Source organism: Achromobacter sp. FW305-C-28, from assembly GCF_058783235.1.
Genome location: NZ_JBYSYL010000002.1, coordinates 38,473 through 53,622 on the forward strand (window position 1 = coordinate 38,473; position 15,150 = coordinate 53,622).

13 protein-coding genes are annotated in these 15,150 nt (G+C 61.2%); 10 read left to right on the forward strand and 3 right to left on the reverse strand.

Translation table 11 applies throughout. From position 1 onward, the window contains the following. The first annotated feature begins 16 nt into the window (after positions 1-16). The 10 genes from AC3WMR_RS05120 (at position 17) to cyoE (ending at position 9,519) form a co-directional block, all read left to right on the forward strand. Positions 17-787 (forward strand): APH(3') family aminoglycoside O-phosphotransferase, encoded by a 771-nt coding sequence (locus AC3WMR_RS05120; RefSeq protein ID WP_492263953.1) that lies wholly within the window; start codon positions 17-19, stop codon positions 785-787. A 243-nt stretch (positions 788-1,030) separates the two neighbouring features. After that, positions 1,031-1,351 carry a DUF7693 family protein gene (locus AC3WMR_RS05125; RefSeq protein ID WP_492263905.1) on the forward strand — a complete coding sequence of 107 codons (321 nt, stop codon included), beginning with the start codon at positions 1,031-1,033 and terminating at the stop codon, positions 1,349-1,351. A gap of 245 nt (positions 1,352-1,596) precedes the next feature. Further along, the gene (locus tag AC3WMR_RS05130) at positions 1,597-3,132 is read left to right on the forward strand and encodes a DUF1254 domain-containing protein (protein ID WP_492263904.1); all 1,536 of its coding nucleotides are present in this window, start codon (positions 1,597-1,599) and stop codon (positions 3,130-3,132) included. A gap of 115 nt (positions 3,133-3,247) precedes the next feature. Continuing rightward, on the forward strand, positions 3,248-4,702 hold the full coding sequence (locus tag AC3WMR_RS05135) for a DUF1254 domain-containing protein (protein ID WP_492263903.1): 1,455 nt from the start codon (positions 3,248-3,250) through the stop codon (positions 4,700-4,702). 126 nt (positions 4,703-4,828) lie between these two features. Next, positions 4,829-5,608, forward strand: a complete 780-nt coding sequence (locus tag AC3WMR_RS05140) for a hypothetical protein (protein ID WP_492263902.1) — start codon at positions 4,829-4,831, stop codon at positions 5,606-5,608. 37 nt (positions 5,609-5,645) lie between these two features. Further along, the gene (locus AC3WMR_RS05145) at positions 5,646-6,617 is read left to right on the forward strand and encodes a SphA family protein (RefSeq protein WP_492263901.1); all 972 of its coding nucleotides are present in this window, start codon (positions 5,646-5,648) and stop codon (positions 6,615-6,617) included. A gap of 170 nt (positions 6,618-6,787) precedes the next feature. Continuing rightward, complete coding sequence (locus AC3WMR_RS05150; protein ID WP_492263952.1) at positions 6,788-7,894, forward strand: BamA/TamA family outer membrane protein; 1,107 nt, start codon at positions 6,788-6,790, stop codon at positions 7,892-7,894. Then, complete coding sequence (locus AC3WMR_RS05155) at positions 7,885-8,025, forward strand: hypothetical protein (protein WP_492263900.1); 141 nt, start codon at positions 7,885-7,887, stop codon at positions 8,023-8,025. The genes AC3WMR_RS05150 and AC3WMR_RS05155 overlap by 10 nt, the downstream gene beginning before the upstream one ends. 30 nt (positions 8,026-8,055) lie before the next feature. Next, positions 8,056-8,328 (forward strand): hypothetical protein, encoded by a 273-nt coding sequence (locus AC3WMR_RS05160; protein ID WP_492263899.1) that lies wholly within the window; start codon positions 8,056-8,058, stop codon positions 8,326-8,328. A 336-nt stretch (positions 8,329-8,664) separates the two neighbouring features. Further along, the gene (gene cyoE / locus AC3WMR_RS05165; RefSeq protein WP_492263898.1) at positions 8,665-9,519 is read left to right on the forward strand and encodes a heme o synthase; all 855 of its coding nucleotides are present in this window, start codon (positions 8,665-8,667) and stop codon (positions 9,517-9,519) included. A gap of 5 nt (positions 9,520-9,524) precedes the next feature. On the opposite strand, the gene AC3WMR_RS05170 is transcribed toward cyoE, so the two are convergent. Genes AC3WMR_RS05170 through AC3WMR_RS05180 form a run of 3 tightly spaced genes read right to left on the reverse strand, consistent with a single transcriptional unit; the run spans position 9,525 to position 15,142 of the window. Beyond that, complete coding sequence (locus AC3WMR_RS05170; protein WP_492263897.1) at positions 9,525-10,472, reverse strand: LysR family transcriptional regulator; 948 nt, start codon at positions 10,470-10,472, stop codon at positions 9,525-9,527. 57 nt (positions 10,473-10,529) lie between these two features. Beyond that, positions 10,530-11,966: an efflux transporter outer membrane subunit gene (locus AC3WMR_RS05175; protein ID WP_492263896.1), complete on the reverse strand. Its 1,437-nt coding sequence runs from the start codon at positions 11,964-11,966 to the stop codon at positions 10,530-10,532. Then, positions 11,963-15,142 carry an efflux RND transporter permease subunit gene (locus AC3WMR_RS05180; protein ID WP_492263895.1) on the reverse strand — a complete coding sequence of 1,060 codons (3,180 nt, stop codon included), beginning with the start codon at positions 15,140-15,142 and terminating at the stop codon, positions 11,963-11,965. The genes AC3WMR_RS05175 and AC3WMR_RS05180 overlap by 4 nt, the downstream gene beginning before the upstream one ends. Between the last annotated feature and the right edge of the window lie 8 nt (positions 15,143-15,150).

Here is a 15,150-nt window from a genome sequence, read left to right on the forward strand (position 1 = left end):
ACAACACGTGGACAACATGCATATCCCGCAAGTGTGGCAACAAAGACTGGCTGGCGCGGTCATCGAACGACAAGTCATTGGAGAATCCGGCGCGGAAGTCTTTCGCATCCATTGCGATGACGGGCAAGCACTATTCCTGAAGTCCGAACCCATGGGGTTGTCGAGCGAGCTTCCTGGCGAAGTTGAACGCCTTCAGTGGCTGCGGCGGCTGGACCTGCCGGGGCCGACCGTGGTCGGTTTTACATCGGAGAATAACCGCCACTGGCTGCTCATGACTGCCGTTCCCGGGCGTGATCTGGCCAGTGCGGATGACCTGCCTTCCGCTCAAATCGTGGATGTTCTGGCGAAGGCACTCCGTCGTCTCCACGAGGTGCCGATCGCAATGTGTCCGTTCCACCACCTCTTGGAAGAACGTATCGCTGTCGCCAGCAATCGTGTGCGCCTGGGACTCGTCGACGAAACGGATTTTGACGATGAACGCCAAGGGCAGCGCGCTTCGGATGTGCTGGTGGAGCTGTTGTCGACGCGTCCGCTGGCCTGTGATCCAGTCGTGACCCACGGCGACGCCTGCCTGCCCAATTTCATGGCAGCCGGAAGCGATTTCACGGGCTTCATCGACTGCGGCCGCTTAGGCGTCAGTGACAGATACCAGGATCTTGCACTGACCGCACGAAGCATCGCGCGCAATCTCGGGCAAGCATGGGTGGCGCCATTCTTCCGTGAATACGGCGTGGAACCCGACCGCGAACGCATGGCGTTCTATTGCCTGCTGGATGAGTTTTTCTGATTGCCGTTACGTCGGCTTTCGATCAATGGGATCACGTCGCGACAACAGCGCCGAGCGGATCTGAGATTGCCTGAAGAAACTGCCCGGAAACGACCGGCGGAAGTTGAGTGCGTCAATCGCTTGCCAGAGCGCGCTGGAGATGGATTTCTGAGCAAAGTGCACCTGACAAGGTGTCGCGTTGTATTCGTCATCTGAACGGATTCAAGGCATTATTGACGGCCAACCAAGGAGCCAACGCAAGACATGAAGACCTTGTCAGCGCAGGAGGTCGCGGCGCATTTTCGGCGCGCCATACGACGAGAGATAGCCATCGCGGCGCAAGGGCCTGTTCCCTACAAGGGCGAAGCGCGTTACGAAGTGGGCGATTGGGGTGTCTGGGTCTGCTATTACGAGGGGCGCCTTGACTACTGTGATCGGGTGTCGGCCCCGAACGGAAGGGCTGGCGAGTACGCGGATTGGGCAGCTGGCCAGGGCGGGGGCAATCCCATTTACCTGTTGAGTACCGAAGAGGCCTTGGCACTTGAGGAAATGCTCAATGCGGCTCACCCGTCGGATGAGGGGTGAGCCCTGGTGAAGTCGCCAGGTGATCCCCCCGTTTTTAGCGATTGTGGATTCAGACGGTCAGTGCAATATTGCGTCCAGCGCTTCAGCCCGGCAGCTTCCCGCAAAGCGGCCCTGCACGAGCGGTGCTGCGCGACTATATTCATTCGTCTTAAAAATCGTGATAATCTGGCTCGGCATTTTCTTTCGATGCATTCGCAGTTGGGGCATTCAAGTGACTTATCAATAATCATTGTTAAGGAACCCGTATGGCGCTCAAGGCAATTTGCTCGACTCTGGCAGTGGCTTCCCTGATTGCGGGTTGCGGCACGCCGCCTTCTCAGAAATCCTCCCGGTACGACCAGCTTTCGCAAATTCCCCTGCAAGAGGGGTATCTTTCCAAAGCGGATTCCGCAACGCTCAAAGACGAATTGCTCTATCAGCGAGCCGTCCAAAGCTACTTGTGGGCGCAACCGGCGCTGAACATCTTCGCCATGAAGGAAGGCTCCGAACGGCTGTTCGGCAAGGGCTACAACGTCCTTCCGGTGTGGAAAGAACGGCTCAATGCCAACACGCTGGTCACGACGCCGAACTCGGACGTCATTTACGCGATGGGCTACCTGGATTTGAAGCAGGATGGGCCCATGGTGCTGGAGGTGCCACCGGGCCTTCAGGGCATTCTTGACGACTTCTTCCAGCGTCCCATATGCAATCCGACGCCAGTGACGGAGAAAACCTGGTATCCCGAGCCGTACGCCAAGGATGTCTGGTGCGGCGACGTGGGCCTGCCCGGCCCCGACAAAGGCAAGGGTGCAAAATACCTGGTCATTCCGCCCGATTACCAAGGCCAGATACCCAAGGGTTATATCGTCTACAAATCGCGCACCTACAACGTCTTCGTTTTCTGGCGCGCATTCTTCAAGGACCCCGCCAATCTCGGCGACCCGGTCAACCTGATCACCCGCACCCGAATCTATCCGTTGGGTAAAGAGGCATCTGCCAAACCCATGCAGTTTCCGGATGGGTCCAAGGCAGCGCCCAATATGCTGTATCCCACTGACGGCACGGCTTTCGACATGTTGTCGCGGTTCATCGACAGCGAATACGTGGACCCCGTCGACGCCGATATGCGGGGCATGCTCGCCAGTATCGGGATCATCAAGGGCCAGCCGTTCAATCCCGATGCCCACACGCGGGAAATCCTGGACAAGGCCGGCAAGACGGCCTACCGGATTGGCCGCGCGATTGCCTACGACCCTCCGCCCGTCGTCCCCAATACGCGCTGGTATTCCGACCGCCAATGGGTGAATCCCTTCCCGGTCAATACCGAGTTCACGGGGCCTTCGTTCAAGTACCTGGATCTGCGGACCGGCTTTTTCGCGCTGGCGTATTCCGCCAGTCCGGCGATGGCCGTGAACATGGCGGGCATGGGCGCCAAGTATCCCGTCGCGTTCCGGGATGCCGACGGCGACCCGCTATCCGGCGGCAAGTCCTACCGGCTTCACCTGCCCAAGGACATTCCGGCGGGCATCTTCTGGTCCGTCACCGTGTACCGGCCCGAAACCGCGGCGGGCCTGGCCAACGGGCAGCCATTCCCTTCCATCAACACCATGGACCGGCCCGACGTCAATCCTGACGGTTCGACCGATATCTATTTTGGCCCCACCGAACCGGCAGGACACGGCAAGAACTGGTTGAAAACCGTTCCCGGCTCGGGCTTCTTCGTGATCCTGCGCCTGTATGGGCCGAAACAGCCGTTCTTCGACCAAAGCTGGAAACCCGGCGATGTCCAGAAACTGAAGTAGCAAGCCGAAGGCGCGCAGGCTTGGCCTGCGCGCGCCCTGACCCGATCTCTGCGGATCCCGCCTGCGCCACGCGACGGTACGGCGGCCACATATGCATTCAATCTGGGATGAAACGATGAAACGCACCTTCCTGGCCGCCTTGAGCCTGAGCTTTGCCGCGGGTCTGCCCGCCCACGCCGCGGATCCCGCCGCGGCGCCTTCCTACCCGTTCAACAAAGGTTTCCCGACTGAAAAGGCCAGCCAGCGCGCGCGCGACGACGCCGCGTTGCAGCGCGCGATCGTGGCGTACCGCTTCTGGTATCCCACCGTGTCCGTGGAAGGCATCTTCAACGGCAACCGGGCCGTCGGCATTGAAGACGGCAAGCAGTGGGGCATTGCGGCAACGGGCCCGCGCCAGGTGGGGTTCACGCTCAATTCCGATACGCCGTACGGTTCAGGCGTGCTGGATTTGAAAGAGGGTCCGATGGTGATCGAATTGCCTCCCGGACCGTTCATCGGCCTGGTGGACGACCACAACCAAGGCTGGGTGCTGGACATGGGCCTGCCCGGTCCCGACGCGGGCAAAGGCGGCAAGCATCTGGTGCTGCCACCGGGATACTCCGGCAAGATCCCTGAGGGCTACTACGTCGGGCACTCGAAGTCCTTCAAGAATCTGGTCGCCGTCCGAGCCTTGCCAGCCGAAGGCGATTTGCAAAAGGCGCTGGACGGCCTGCGCAATATCAAGATCTACCCGCTGGCCAGCGCCGATAACCCGCAACCCCTGACTGCCGTCGACACGTCCAAAAAGGCAATGGACAGCACGTCATTGCGCTGGGAAGACAACTTCCAATTCTGGGAGCAGCTCAACGGCATCATCCAGGCCGAAGCACGCGTTCCCGAGTTTTTGCCCATGTACGGCCTGCTGGCGGAACTTGGCATTGAAAAGGGCAAGCCTTTCCAACCCGATGCGCGCACCAAAGGCATCCTGACGCGCGCCGCGCGCGAAGGTCGGGACCAGATGCTGGTGGGCGCCTTCGCCAGCACGCGGCCTGATCGCAAGAACTGGCCGGATCGGCAATGGGAGTGGGCGGGCCTGGTGCCGACCAACGCGCAATTTGAGACGCCGGCGGGCATCGACCTGGAAGCGCGCGACCGCTGGTTCGCCCAAGCCATCGTGGCGTCGCCCGCCATGTTCCGGCGCGATGCCGGCGCCGGCTCTTTGTACTGGCTGGGCGCGCGCGACAGCAAGGGCGCCTATCTGGATGGCAGCAAGCAATACAAGCTGACGATTCCCCAACCCGTGCCGGGCAAGCTGTTCTGGTCGGTCACGGTGTATGACGCCGCGACGCGTTCGCAAGTCCAGACGGATCAGGACATGGCGGCCCTGCGCTCGTTGTTCGAACTGAAGGGCGTGGATAAAACCAAACCCGTCGATCTGTACTTCGGGCCCAAAGCGCCCAAAGGCGGGGAGGGCCGGTGGATCAAAACGCCGCCTGGCAAAGGCTGGTTTGCCTACATCCGCATTTATGGTCCTGAGCCGGCCGCCTTCGACAAGAGCTGGAAGCCAGGGGATATCGAACAGGTGAAGTGACACCAGGCGTAGGAAGCTTCCGCGCCCTGACTCCATCCGAGAGCGGGGCGCCGGAACGAATCCACTCCAACAAGGATTAGCCGCGGCGAGCGGGCAGGCGCGGCTCCAATTTCCAGGGATTCAACAATGTGGAAGAAACTAGCCGTGGCCAGCATTGCGTGCAGTGCGAGCCACATCGCCTTTGCGCAGTCGGCCGATGATGCGAACAAGAGCAACAATCCGCTCAATCTGGCCCCGTCGCTCAATTTCCAGAACTACTACACCCCGAAGCTGTTCGGCACCAACGCGCACACCAACGATTTTCTCGTGCGCCCCACGATTCCCATTGCGCCAGGTGACTTGATCGGCGTGCCACAGATCCTGCGCATGACCGCGCCTCTCAGTACTCGTCCAGAGGCCGACGGTAGCTACAAGACAGGTTTGGGTGACATCAATCTATTCGACATCTTTCTGCTCAAGCAGGGCGAAGTGGACATCGGCGTCGGGCCGCTAGTGACTCTGCCTACGGCAACCCGCTCTGAACTGGGTGCGGGTAAGTGGTCGGGGGGTCTGGCGGCGGTGGCGGTACATTCCAGCAAGGAGGGCCTGCTCGGCGGGTTGGTGCAGTGGCAGCATTCGTTCGCGGGACAGAGTCAACGCGACACGGTTCATACCGCGACCTTGCAGCCCTTTGTCATTCGCAACCTGCCACAGGGGTGGTACCTGCGGTCGACGGGAACATGGACTTTTGACCTGCAGAAGAACAATTACTACATCCCTGTGGGACTTGGCGCGGGCAAGGCTTGGCGCGTGGGTAAGAATATCTTCAATGCATTTGTGGAGCCGCAATGGACGGTGGCCCACAAGGGCGAGGGTTTGCCGCAGTTTACTGTTTTCGCAGGCCTCAATATCACGTTTGGCCATTGAGGGCAGCAAGCGGCTTCTGTATTGACGGAGTAAACGCATGCAAAGTGTATTTGCGGAATTGCGAGGGCTTCTGGCGGGCTCGGCGATTGTCCTGGTGGTACTGCCCGGGGCCGCCGTCGCGACCGAAGGGGCGCTAGGACGGCAGGTAACCGGCACGAACGTGCAGACGAATGCCGGCATCGTTTCGCCCGAGCCGATCTGGGCCGTCAATTTCGCCCAGATCTATCTGGACGGCAAGATCGGTGGCAGTCGTGAAGTCCCGGTGGGCGGACGCACGTCGCTGGGGCTGGACGGCAAGGTGGCGTTCACGCTGGCCACCGTCCTGAAGACCTGGGACACGGGGCCAGGGCGCTGGAACTTCGCGTCCAGCTTCACTTTGCCCTATGTCTGGACCAAGGTGGATTCCAAGCTGACGGGGCCGGGCGGCCGGACGGTGGGGCAAAGCGATACCGCGTCGAACCTGTTCGACCTGTATTTCTCGCCCATCATCGCCGGCTACCACTTCTCTGAGACCTCGCACATGGCGCTCAGCCTGAACATCTGGGCGCCCACGGGCAAGTACAACGCCAGCGACATGGCCAACCCCAGCCTGAACAACTGGACCTTCATTCCGCAGGTGGCCTACACCAAGATCTTTCCGGAGTCGGGCTTCCAGCTGGATACGGTGGCCGGGGTGCAGTTCTATACCCGCAACAGCGCCACGGACTACCGCAACGCACCCGTCTTCAGCCTGGACGTGATGGGGCGCAAGACGTTCAGCAATGGCGTCAGCGCTGGCCTGATCCTGGGCACCCAGCAGCAGCTGGGTAGCGACAAAGGCCCGACAGCCGATCGGCTCAATGGCTTCAAGGGACGTGACTGGGCGTTGGGTCCGATCGTGACCTACGATACGAAACTGGCGGACAAGCGCTCACTGTCGCTGAGCCTGCGCTGGGTTCCGACGATAAGCAGCACTAACCGGCTTGATAGCACCAGCACGGTCATGGGGACCGCCACGCTGGTGTTTTGAGTCGGGCATCGGTCAACAGGGCTGACCCGTGTTGCGGGCAGCGACTTCGCAGCATCGCTCACACAGCTTTGGGGAGTGCGCTTTCCACTGTCTGGAGTAAACGATCTCTAACCCCTCACCAGCCGTGCTTACCAATGAAAACTCCGTCTCGCGATGGCCGGTTTCTCATTATGGGTGCAATTGCCTCTCTTTGCCTTTATGCCCCGCCCGCAACGGCACAATCCCTGTCGTTCAAAGACCCCGAAGATGGTGCTTTCGACATCAGTGACTTTCTCTTGCATCACAAAGGCGTGATGCCGGTGCCGACGATCATCACGGAACCTGCGGTGGGGTACGGCGGCGGACTCATGTTGCTCTACTTTTCTGAATCGATGGCTGAAGCGGGTCAAAGAGCAAAGGAGAAAGGCCAGCCCCTGTCGCCGCCTAATGTGACCGGTGTGGGCGGAATGATGACGGAAAATGGGTCTCGAGCCGCTGGACTTTTTCACTTTCGGACCTGGGATGGAGATCGCTACCGATATCTGGGTGCTCTCGCACAGGGCCGCATGAATTTGGACTACTACGGGCTGCTCAATCGCGGGCGCAGCTATGAACTCAAGGGAACATTCCTGGTTCAGCAAATTCTGGCTCGAATTGGCGATTCGCGCTGGTATGTGGGGCCGCGGTATACCTACTTTAATTCGACCACTCACTTCACGGGTGAATCCGCCTCTGAGTTGAACATTTCCGATCAGGCACGCCGCATCGGCAAGCTGGGCGTTGTCGTCGACTACGACAGCAGGGACAATATTTTTTTTCCCGGAAAGGGTAGCTACGCGGAGTTGGAAGCACAGTTTGCGCGAGGATGGCTGGGTAGCTCTCAGTCCTTCGAAACCTATCGGGCCCGGGGCTATACCTGGCTGCCATTGAATCAGAAATGGACGCTGGGGTTGCGTGCGGATGGACAGACGACGAGCGGCTCGGTACCCTTTTATGCGCAGCCATACGTCGATTTGCGGGGAGTGTCCAGAGGACGATATCAGGACCAAACAGCGCTTACGACTGAAGTTGAAATGCGCTGGAACTTGACGCCGCGATGGTCATTGCTTGGCTTTAGTGGTGTTGGCAAAGCCTATGGCCGCTGGAAGTCTTTCAGCGAAGCCTCCAATGTTGCCAGCATTGGCACTGGATTCCGGTACCTCATCGCAAAAAAACTCGGACTGTCTGTCGGTGTGGATATCGCTCACAGCAAAGATCAGAACGCGTTCTATATACAGGTCGGTAGTGCATGGCGATAGAACGCGAATCGGGCCGCATCGTGCACGACATCGAGCCGGAATCCGAGGACATCCGCGTCGTTTCCCCGAATCTCGAGGCCCTGTTCGAAGACATGATGGCCGGCCGTGCCCCGGCGGCGCTTCTGGCGTAACGCCGTATGCAACCACCTACGCAGCCCCATATGCCGTCCAATCTAAAAATGGCACTTGGTCGGCATGTACTGCTGGCGCAGTCCTACCGTCCCTCGGAACGCGCCGGCGCGCAAGGCGTGGCCGAGATACTGCGTTATGCCGCTACCGCGCTGGCCACGCTGGCGGCCGGACCGGCGCTGGACGCCTTCGGGTGGGAAGCGCTGAACGCGGCCATGTTGCCGGTGGTGCTGGCTGCCGGTCTGATGACATGGTGGTGGACTCGTGGGCCGGCCCGGGGGGCTGTTGTGTCCGGGCCGGGCTAAGCCTGTCTCGGAGCGATGATGCCGAACAGCGAAGGTAGCAACAAAATCGTCCCAAGACGGCCGTCGTCATCGGTCATTCGTGGCGTCGGTATCTGCGGGATCTTTGTCCGACATTTCACTTTCGTGCTCTCTCGTCCAGAAGGTATAAAGCTTCAGTTGCAACGAAGCGTTCCGTAATTCAAGACCCCTCCGCCACATTCGACGTATCGCAGTGACTTCCGGTTGATCCGACAGGCCCCGGCTTTGGCCCACCGATCGCGTGATCACGGTTCTTCCTGTCATCCAAGCCTGTTTCGCTGTTCCTTGTCTGCGGTCAGTCCGACCCGACCAAATTTTATGCATCGCACTTATTTCGAATTGGTCAAGCCAGGCATCGTGGCCGGTAACCTGGTATCTCTCGTCGGGGGCTACCTGCTCGCATCGAGAGGCGTCGTGGATGCCATTCATATTGCACTGGTGATATCTGGAGTCGCGCTCGTAATCGGATCCGGATGCGCCGCCAACAACGTGATTGACCGTGACATCGACCGACTCATGGAACGCACCTGTACGCGCCCGATGGCCGCCGGCAGCATTTCGATAAGGTCGGCTCTGACCTTTGCCTGTCTTCTGGGTTTCGTCGGGTTCTGGCTTTTGTATGCCGCGACGCGTCGAATTGAGCCGCTGGTCCTGATGCTCATCGGATACATTGTCTATGTAGGCCTGTACTCGCTTTTCCTGAAACGCAGATCGGTCCACGCCACATTGGTCGGCAGCATATCGGGCGCGATCCCGCCTGTCGTGGGCTATTGTTCGGTACGCGGAACCATCGACACGGCCGCTGTCGCGCTCTTCGTGATCTTCGGAATATGGCAAATCCCTCATTCGTACGCCATCGCCATGTTTAGATGGAAGGACTATGAAGCGGCGTGTATCCCCATACTGCCCCTGGTGAAGGGGCGGCACCAAGCGAAGAAGCGCATCGTTTTGTACATTGCCGCATTCCTTGTGGCCGCGCTTTCCCTGGCGGCGCTTGGATACGTGGGAAATCTCTACATCTCTATAGTTCTATTAGGCGGACTGTACTGGCTGAAAACTGCCATGGACGGGTTTACGGCCGGCGACGATGTGCGCTGGGCGCGGCGGGTGTTCGCGGCTTCCATCGCTGCAGTCGTGCTGATCAGCGTGGCAATGGCTATAGATGCCATTTGAAGACATCAGCAATCCTGCAGATAAGGATGAATGAAATCCAGGAACGCCTTGACTCGCGCCGGCACCTTCCGGCTAGGGAGCAAGGCGACGAGCGGCACAGGCAGCAAAGACCATTGGCGCAGAACCTGGGAAATCTTGTCGTCGCCGCCGGCCTTTGCGGCCTCGAACTTCATGAGGGGGCCAATGCCGATTCCTGCGCGGACCAATGATAGGATCATGCTGGAATCGTTAGCCGCGACTTTGCCCGATACCCGCACCCGATCCACTCGTGCCCCGGATTGCAACACCCATTCGAACTCGCCCCTGCGCGCGCCGGCAAGGCATTGGTGCCTGGCCAAGTCGGCCGGTGACCGGGGCGCGCGATGCCTGTCAAGATAGTCAACGGATGCGTAAAGGCGCGGCGTCATCGCGCTGATTACGTGGGCAATCAGGCTGGAGCTCGGTTGATGGCCGAAGCGCAACGCGACGTCGCAGGTGCTGCTGATCGGGTCGACGTACTGATTGCCCAACTCGAAATGACAATGGATATCGGGATACCGGCGGTGGAAGGCGTCGATCACTTTAGGTACGAGTGCCTGGGCCAGTGAGGCGGGTAGCGACACGCTCAGTTGCCCGCTGGCGCAGGCGATGCTTGTATGCAGCTGCTCATGCGCAACACGAGCTTCATCGATGAGGTCCCGGCAACGCTCGAAGTAGAGCGCGCCGGCCTCGGTCAGGCCAATTTTCCGAGTGCTGCGCCTGAGCAACTGCACTCCCAGATCGCGTTCCAATCCGCTCACTCGCCGGGAGAGCGTCGACGGAGGAACGCCCAGCGCCGCGGCGGACAGGCTGAAATTGCCCCGCCTCGCGACCTCGATAAACATGGCAATGTCGTTCAGCTGTATGTTCGCTCGGAGCGCGTTGGATGACGAGCGGGCCGGGCCCAGAATCGCCGTCGGGATATCTGCCTTCATGCGCCACGCCCTCCATCCAGGGATAATCCGCCTTGAGCCCATCCAGAAGACGGTGAACTACTTGGCAACCGCGCGGTCAGCGCGGGCCGACTCCCAGCCACCGCCGAGCGCCTTGAACAGGTCCACCTGAGCATTCACGACCCGCGCTTCGTTTTCGGCAAGCTGTGCCTGTGCGTCAGCATAGGTGCGCTCGGCGTCGAGCAGAGCCAGACTGTCGGCGCGTCCCTCCCGCGCTTGTGCCCGAACGATGCGCGCCACGTTCTCCGCCTGGTTCCTGGCCGCGGCCAAGGACCAGCGCCGGTCCAGGCTTTGGGCGTAGTTCGAGAGCGCGGTTTCCGTTTCGCTCAAGGCCTGTAATATCGTCCCATCAAACGCCGCCAGCGCGGCCTGGGCGTCGGCGGTCGCGCCGTCGATGCGGGCGCGGATCGCTTCCTGATTCGGAAACGACCAGGAGAGGAGCGATCCAGCCAGCCAGCGTAGCGGGCCACTTCCGAAGAAGTCGTCTAGGTGTAACCCGGTAGAGCCGACCGACGCGCCGATGGAGACGCGCGGATACAGATCCGCCGTCACCACGCCGATCCTGGCCGTTTCCGCCGCCAGCCGTCGTTCCGCAGCGCGCACGTCCGGCCGCCGGGTGAGGAGGGCCATCCCGTCGCCGAGAGGGATGGGCTGCAGGATCGTGGGCGGTGCCGCGAGGGCACTGGCCTCAGACGGGAGGTCCTTGGGCGCCCGGCCGGTGAGCAGGGAGAGCCGGAACAGCTCGGCCTGGCGCTCGGCAACGATCCTGGGAATGTCGGATCGTCGCTGCTCCCGAAGCGCCGTGATGCGCGCGGTGTCGAGCGAAGTCGTCAGGCCGGCGTCCTCCCTGCTGCTCGTCACGCCGACCGAGCGGTCCAGCAACTCGACGATCTGCCGCGCCACGGCCAGGCGGTGCGCGGCGCTGGCGGCTCCCAGATAAGCGCGGGTCGTCGCCGCTACGGTCGATACCCGCACGGCGTCCAGCTCGGCCTGTGCCGCTTGGTAGTCGCCCCGCGAGGCTTCGATGTTCCGCCGTACGCGGCCGAAAAGGTCTACCTCGTACGCGACGGACAGGCCCGCATCGACAACGGTATTCTCGCGATCGACGCCGGGCGAGGCCTGGATGGCGGATTGCCGCTGGCGGTTCACGCCTGCGGCGATCTCAGTGCTGGGCAGCCGATCGGCGGACGTTTGGCGAAGTTGGGCGCGCGCGCGGGCGAGCCGAGCGATCGCCACGCGCAGGTCGGTATTCGAGGCGAGCGCATCTTGTACCAGCCTGTCCAGCACCGGGTCGTGGTAGAGCTTCCACCAGTCGGCGGAAACGGGCGTGGCGTCGGGCGCGGTCGCATCGCTTTGGGTCAGGAAAGGCCCCGCCGCGGAAGCCGGGAATGGCGGTGTCTCATAGTCCGGGCCGACCGCGCACGCGCTCAAGAGCAGCGGCGCAACCAGCATCGATAGGGTGTGCAATCGAATCACTTGATGCTTCCTGATGGTACGTGCCGCGATTCCAGCGAGCGGGCGCCGGTCTGCCGGGACAGCCGATCTCCGAGATTGCGGCAAACGACGTAGAACGTCGGGGTATAGAGCAGGCCGAAGACGGTGACGCCGACCATGCCGAAGAAAACGGAGGTGCCCAAGGCCTGCCTCAACTCGGCGCCCGCGCCCGAGGCTAGGAGCATCGGCACAGCGCCAAGAATGAAGGCGAAACTCGTCATCAGGATCGGGCGCAGGCGGGTCTGCGCGGCGCGCACCGCCGCGGCGGCCGGCCTCAAGCCGTCTTCCTCTTCCGCCTGTTTCGCGAACTCGACCACCAGGATCGCGTTCTTCGCGGCAAGGGCGATCAGCACCACGAGCCCGATCTGCGTCAGGACGTTGTTGTCCATTCCGCGAAGATTCACGCCGACCATGGCCGCGAAGAGGCACATGGGGACGATGAGGATGATGGCCAGGGGCAAAGTGAGGCTTTCGTATTGCGCCGCCAGCACCAGGAACACGAACACCACCGCCAGCGCGAAGACGAGGCCAGCCGTGTTGCCCGCGATCTTCTGCTGGAACGCGATGCCCGTCCATTCGTAGCCGTATCCCGGGGGCAACATCTGGTCGGCGAGCTTTTCCATCGTGGCTAGCGACTGGCCCGTGGAAGAACCCGGGGCCGTGTCTCCGTCGACCTCGACCGCGGGGAACAGGTTGTAGCGCACGACCCTAAACGGCCCCGTTTCGCTCTTGAACGTGGCGACCGAGCCGATGGGCACCATGGCGCCGCTATCGGAGCGCGTCTTCAGATTGGCAATGTCGGATTCGCTGTTGCGCTGGCCTTGCTCTGCCTGGGCAACCACCCGGAACGTGCGCCCTAGTAGGTTGAAGTCGTTCACATAGGCCGAGCCGAGATAGACCTGCAGCGCTTCGAAGACGCGATCTGGCGGGACGCCCAGCACCTCGGCTTTGCGCCGGTCGATGTCGGCGAAGATGCGGGGGGTTGATGTGTTGAAGAATGAATAGACCTGCGATAAACCTTCGGTGCCGTTCGCCTTGGCCATGAGTTGATCGGAAATCGTCCCCAGCGGTTTGTAGCCGTGGCCGCCGCGATCCTGCACCATCATCCGGTAGCCGCCCGCCGAACCGATGCCGTCGATCAGCGGAGGAGGAATGATGAGAACCCGCGCTTGATCGATGTCCGAGACGGCCTTGCGTGCTTCATCGAGGATGTCGCTGGCGGGGCGGGACCGCTGTTCAAATGGCTTGAGCGGGATGAAGGCGGTGGCGGTGTTCGGGGAATTCGTGTTCGACGCGGCGTCGTAGCCGGGCAGCATGATCGTGCCTCGGACCCCATCGATCTTCAACAAGCGCTTGGACACCTCTTGCACGACGGCATCGGTACGCGCCAGCGAGGCTCCCGGTGGAAGTTGAGTGATCGATATTAGATAGCTCTGGTCTTGTGAGGGCACGAAGCCGGTGGGCGTTACCCAGAAAATGCCTATGGTCGCGAGCACAAGTCCGCAGTAGCTGATCAAGACACGCTTCGGGCGCACCACGAGCCATTGCGTCAATCGGCCGTAGCTCGCGCTGAACCGGTCGAATCGTTCGTTGAACCAGTCGCCGGCAAACTGCATACGCCGAATGATCTGATGCCGACTTTTCTCCTTCGTGTGCGCCCGCAGAAGTACCGTGGCCAAGGCCGGCGAGAGCGTTAGCGACAAGACGAGCGAAATGACGGTAGCGCCGGAAATGGTGAGCGCAAACTGCTTGTAGAACGCCCCAGAAAGGCCGGTCAGAAAGAACGTGGGAATGAAAACCGCGCAAAGCACGAGCACTATGGCCACCAGCGCCGCCGAAACCTCGTCCATCGAGATGCGAGCCGCTTCTAGCGGGCTCAGGCCCTGAGCGAGGTTTCTTTCCACGTTTTCAACCACGACGATGGCATCGTCCACCACTATGCCGATGGCGAGGACCAGCCCGAACAGCGACAAGCTGTTCAGACTGTAGCCAAACATCGCCAGCAAGGCGAAGGTGCCGACCAGCGAGATGGGAATCGCCACGACGGGGATGATGGCGGCGCGCCAGTTCTGCAGGAAGATGAAGATGACGAGCACAACGAGTGCCGCGGCTTCGAAAAGCGTATCCCGGACGGCTTCGGTAGACTGCGCGATGAAACGCGTTGAGTTCCACATAATCCGGTACTCAAGCCCTGGCGGAAATGCCTTGGCCGCTGCCTGCATCTCGCGTTCGAGAGTGATGCCGGTTTCAAGCGCGTTGGTCCCGGGCCGTTGAAATATGCCGATCATGATGGATGGCTTGCCTGACAAATAGGCATTGGTTCCGTAGTCGTCGGCACCCAGCTCCACGCGAGCGACGTCGCGAACGCGAGTCTGCCGGCCAGCGGGATCCGTGCGGATGACGATGTCGGCGAACTGCTCCGGCTCGCTCAACCGGCCCTGTGTCCGAACGTTTAGCTGGAAGGCGTCGGCACTCGGGGTGGGCGGTTGGCCTAGGGCTCCCGAGGCAACCTGCACATTTTGGGCACGGATGGCGGCGACGATCTCGCCGGCCGTCAGCTCACGCGCGGCGGCGCGCCGTGGGTCAATCCAGACGCGCATGGCCACTTCACGGCTGCCGAAAATTCGAGCCTCGCCGACTCCGTCGATACGGCTCAGCTTGTCGCGCAACTGCGTCAGGGCATAGTTTGAAAGATAGGTTTGATCCCGCGAGCCATCTGGAGAAACCAGGTTGATCGCCATCAGGGCACTGGGCGAAGTCTTGCGGGTGGTGACACCCAGTCGCTGAACCTCTTGCGGCAGGCGAGGCACGGCCGCCGCCACCCGGTTCTGAACGAGCATCTGGGCCGCGTCGAGATCGGTCCCGACCTTGAACGTAATCGATATGGACACCTTCCCGTCCGCCGTGGACTGGCTGGACTGGTAGAGCATGTTCTCTACGCCATTGATTTCCTGCTCGATAGGAGCGGCAACGGTTTCCGCGACGGTTTCCGCCGACGCGCCAGGGTAGGTCGCGGAAACGACCACGGTGGGAGGGATGATGTCCGGATACTGCGCAACGGGAAGTGCAAAGTAGGAGATCGCACCCACAATCGTGATGACGATCGCCAGCACCGCGGCGAATATCGGGCGCGTAATGAAGAAGCGCGACAGGCGCATGAGATTTT

Excerpts from the sequence above, each read along its gene's own strand:
- AC3WMR_RS05180 (WP_492263895.1), bottom strand. The coding sequence starts at position 15,142 with ATGCGCCTGTCGCGCTTCTTCATTACGCGCCCGATATTCGCCGCGGTG.
- cyoE (WP_492263898.1), top strand. The coding sequence starts at position 8,665 with ATGCATCGCACTTATTTCGAATTGGTCAAGCCAGGCATCGTGGCCGGT.
- AC3WMR_RS05135 (WP_492263903.1), top strand. The coding sequence starts at position 3,248 with ATGAAACGCACCTTCCTGGCCGCCTTGAGCCTGAGCTTTGCCGCGGGT.
- AC3WMR_RS05140 (WP_492263902.1), top strand. The coding sequence starts at position 4,829 with ATGTGGAAGAAACTAGCCGTGGCCAGCATTGCGTGCAGTGCGAGCCAC.
- AC3WMR_RS05155 (WP_492263900.1), top strand. The coding sequence starts at position 7,885 with ATGGCGATAGAACGCGAATCGGGCCGCATCGTGCACGACATCGAGCCG.
- AC3WMR_RS05145 (WP_492263901.1), top strand. The coding sequence starts at position 5,646 with ATGCAAAGTGTATTTGCGGAATTGCGAGGGCTTCTGGCGGGCTCGGCG.
- AC3WMR_RS05120 (WP_492263953.1), top strand. The coding sequence starts at position 17 with ATGCATATCCCGCAAGTGTGGCAACAAAGACTGGCTGGCGCGGTCATC.
- AC3WMR_RS05130 (WP_492263904.1), top strand. The coding sequence starts at position 1,597 with ATGGCGCTCAAGGCAATTTGCTCGACTCTGGCAGTGGCTTCCCTGATT.
- AC3WMR_RS05150 (WP_492263952.1), top strand. The coding sequence starts at position 6,788 with ATGGGTGCAATTGCCTCTCTTTGCCTTTATGCCCCGCCCGCAACGGCA.
- AC3WMR_RS05125 (WP_492263905.1), top strand. The coding sequence starts at position 1,031 with ATGAAGACCTTGTCAGCGCAGGAGGTCGCGGCGCATTTTCGGCGCGCC.
- AC3WMR_RS05160 (WP_492263899.1), top strand. The coding sequence starts at position 8,056 with ATGCCGTCCAATCTAAAAATGGCACTTGGTCGGCATGTACTGCTGGCG.
- AC3WMR_RS05170 (WP_492263897.1), bottom strand. The coding sequence starts at position 10,472 with ATGAAGGCAGATATCCCGACGGCGATTCTGGGCCCGGCCCGCTCGTCA.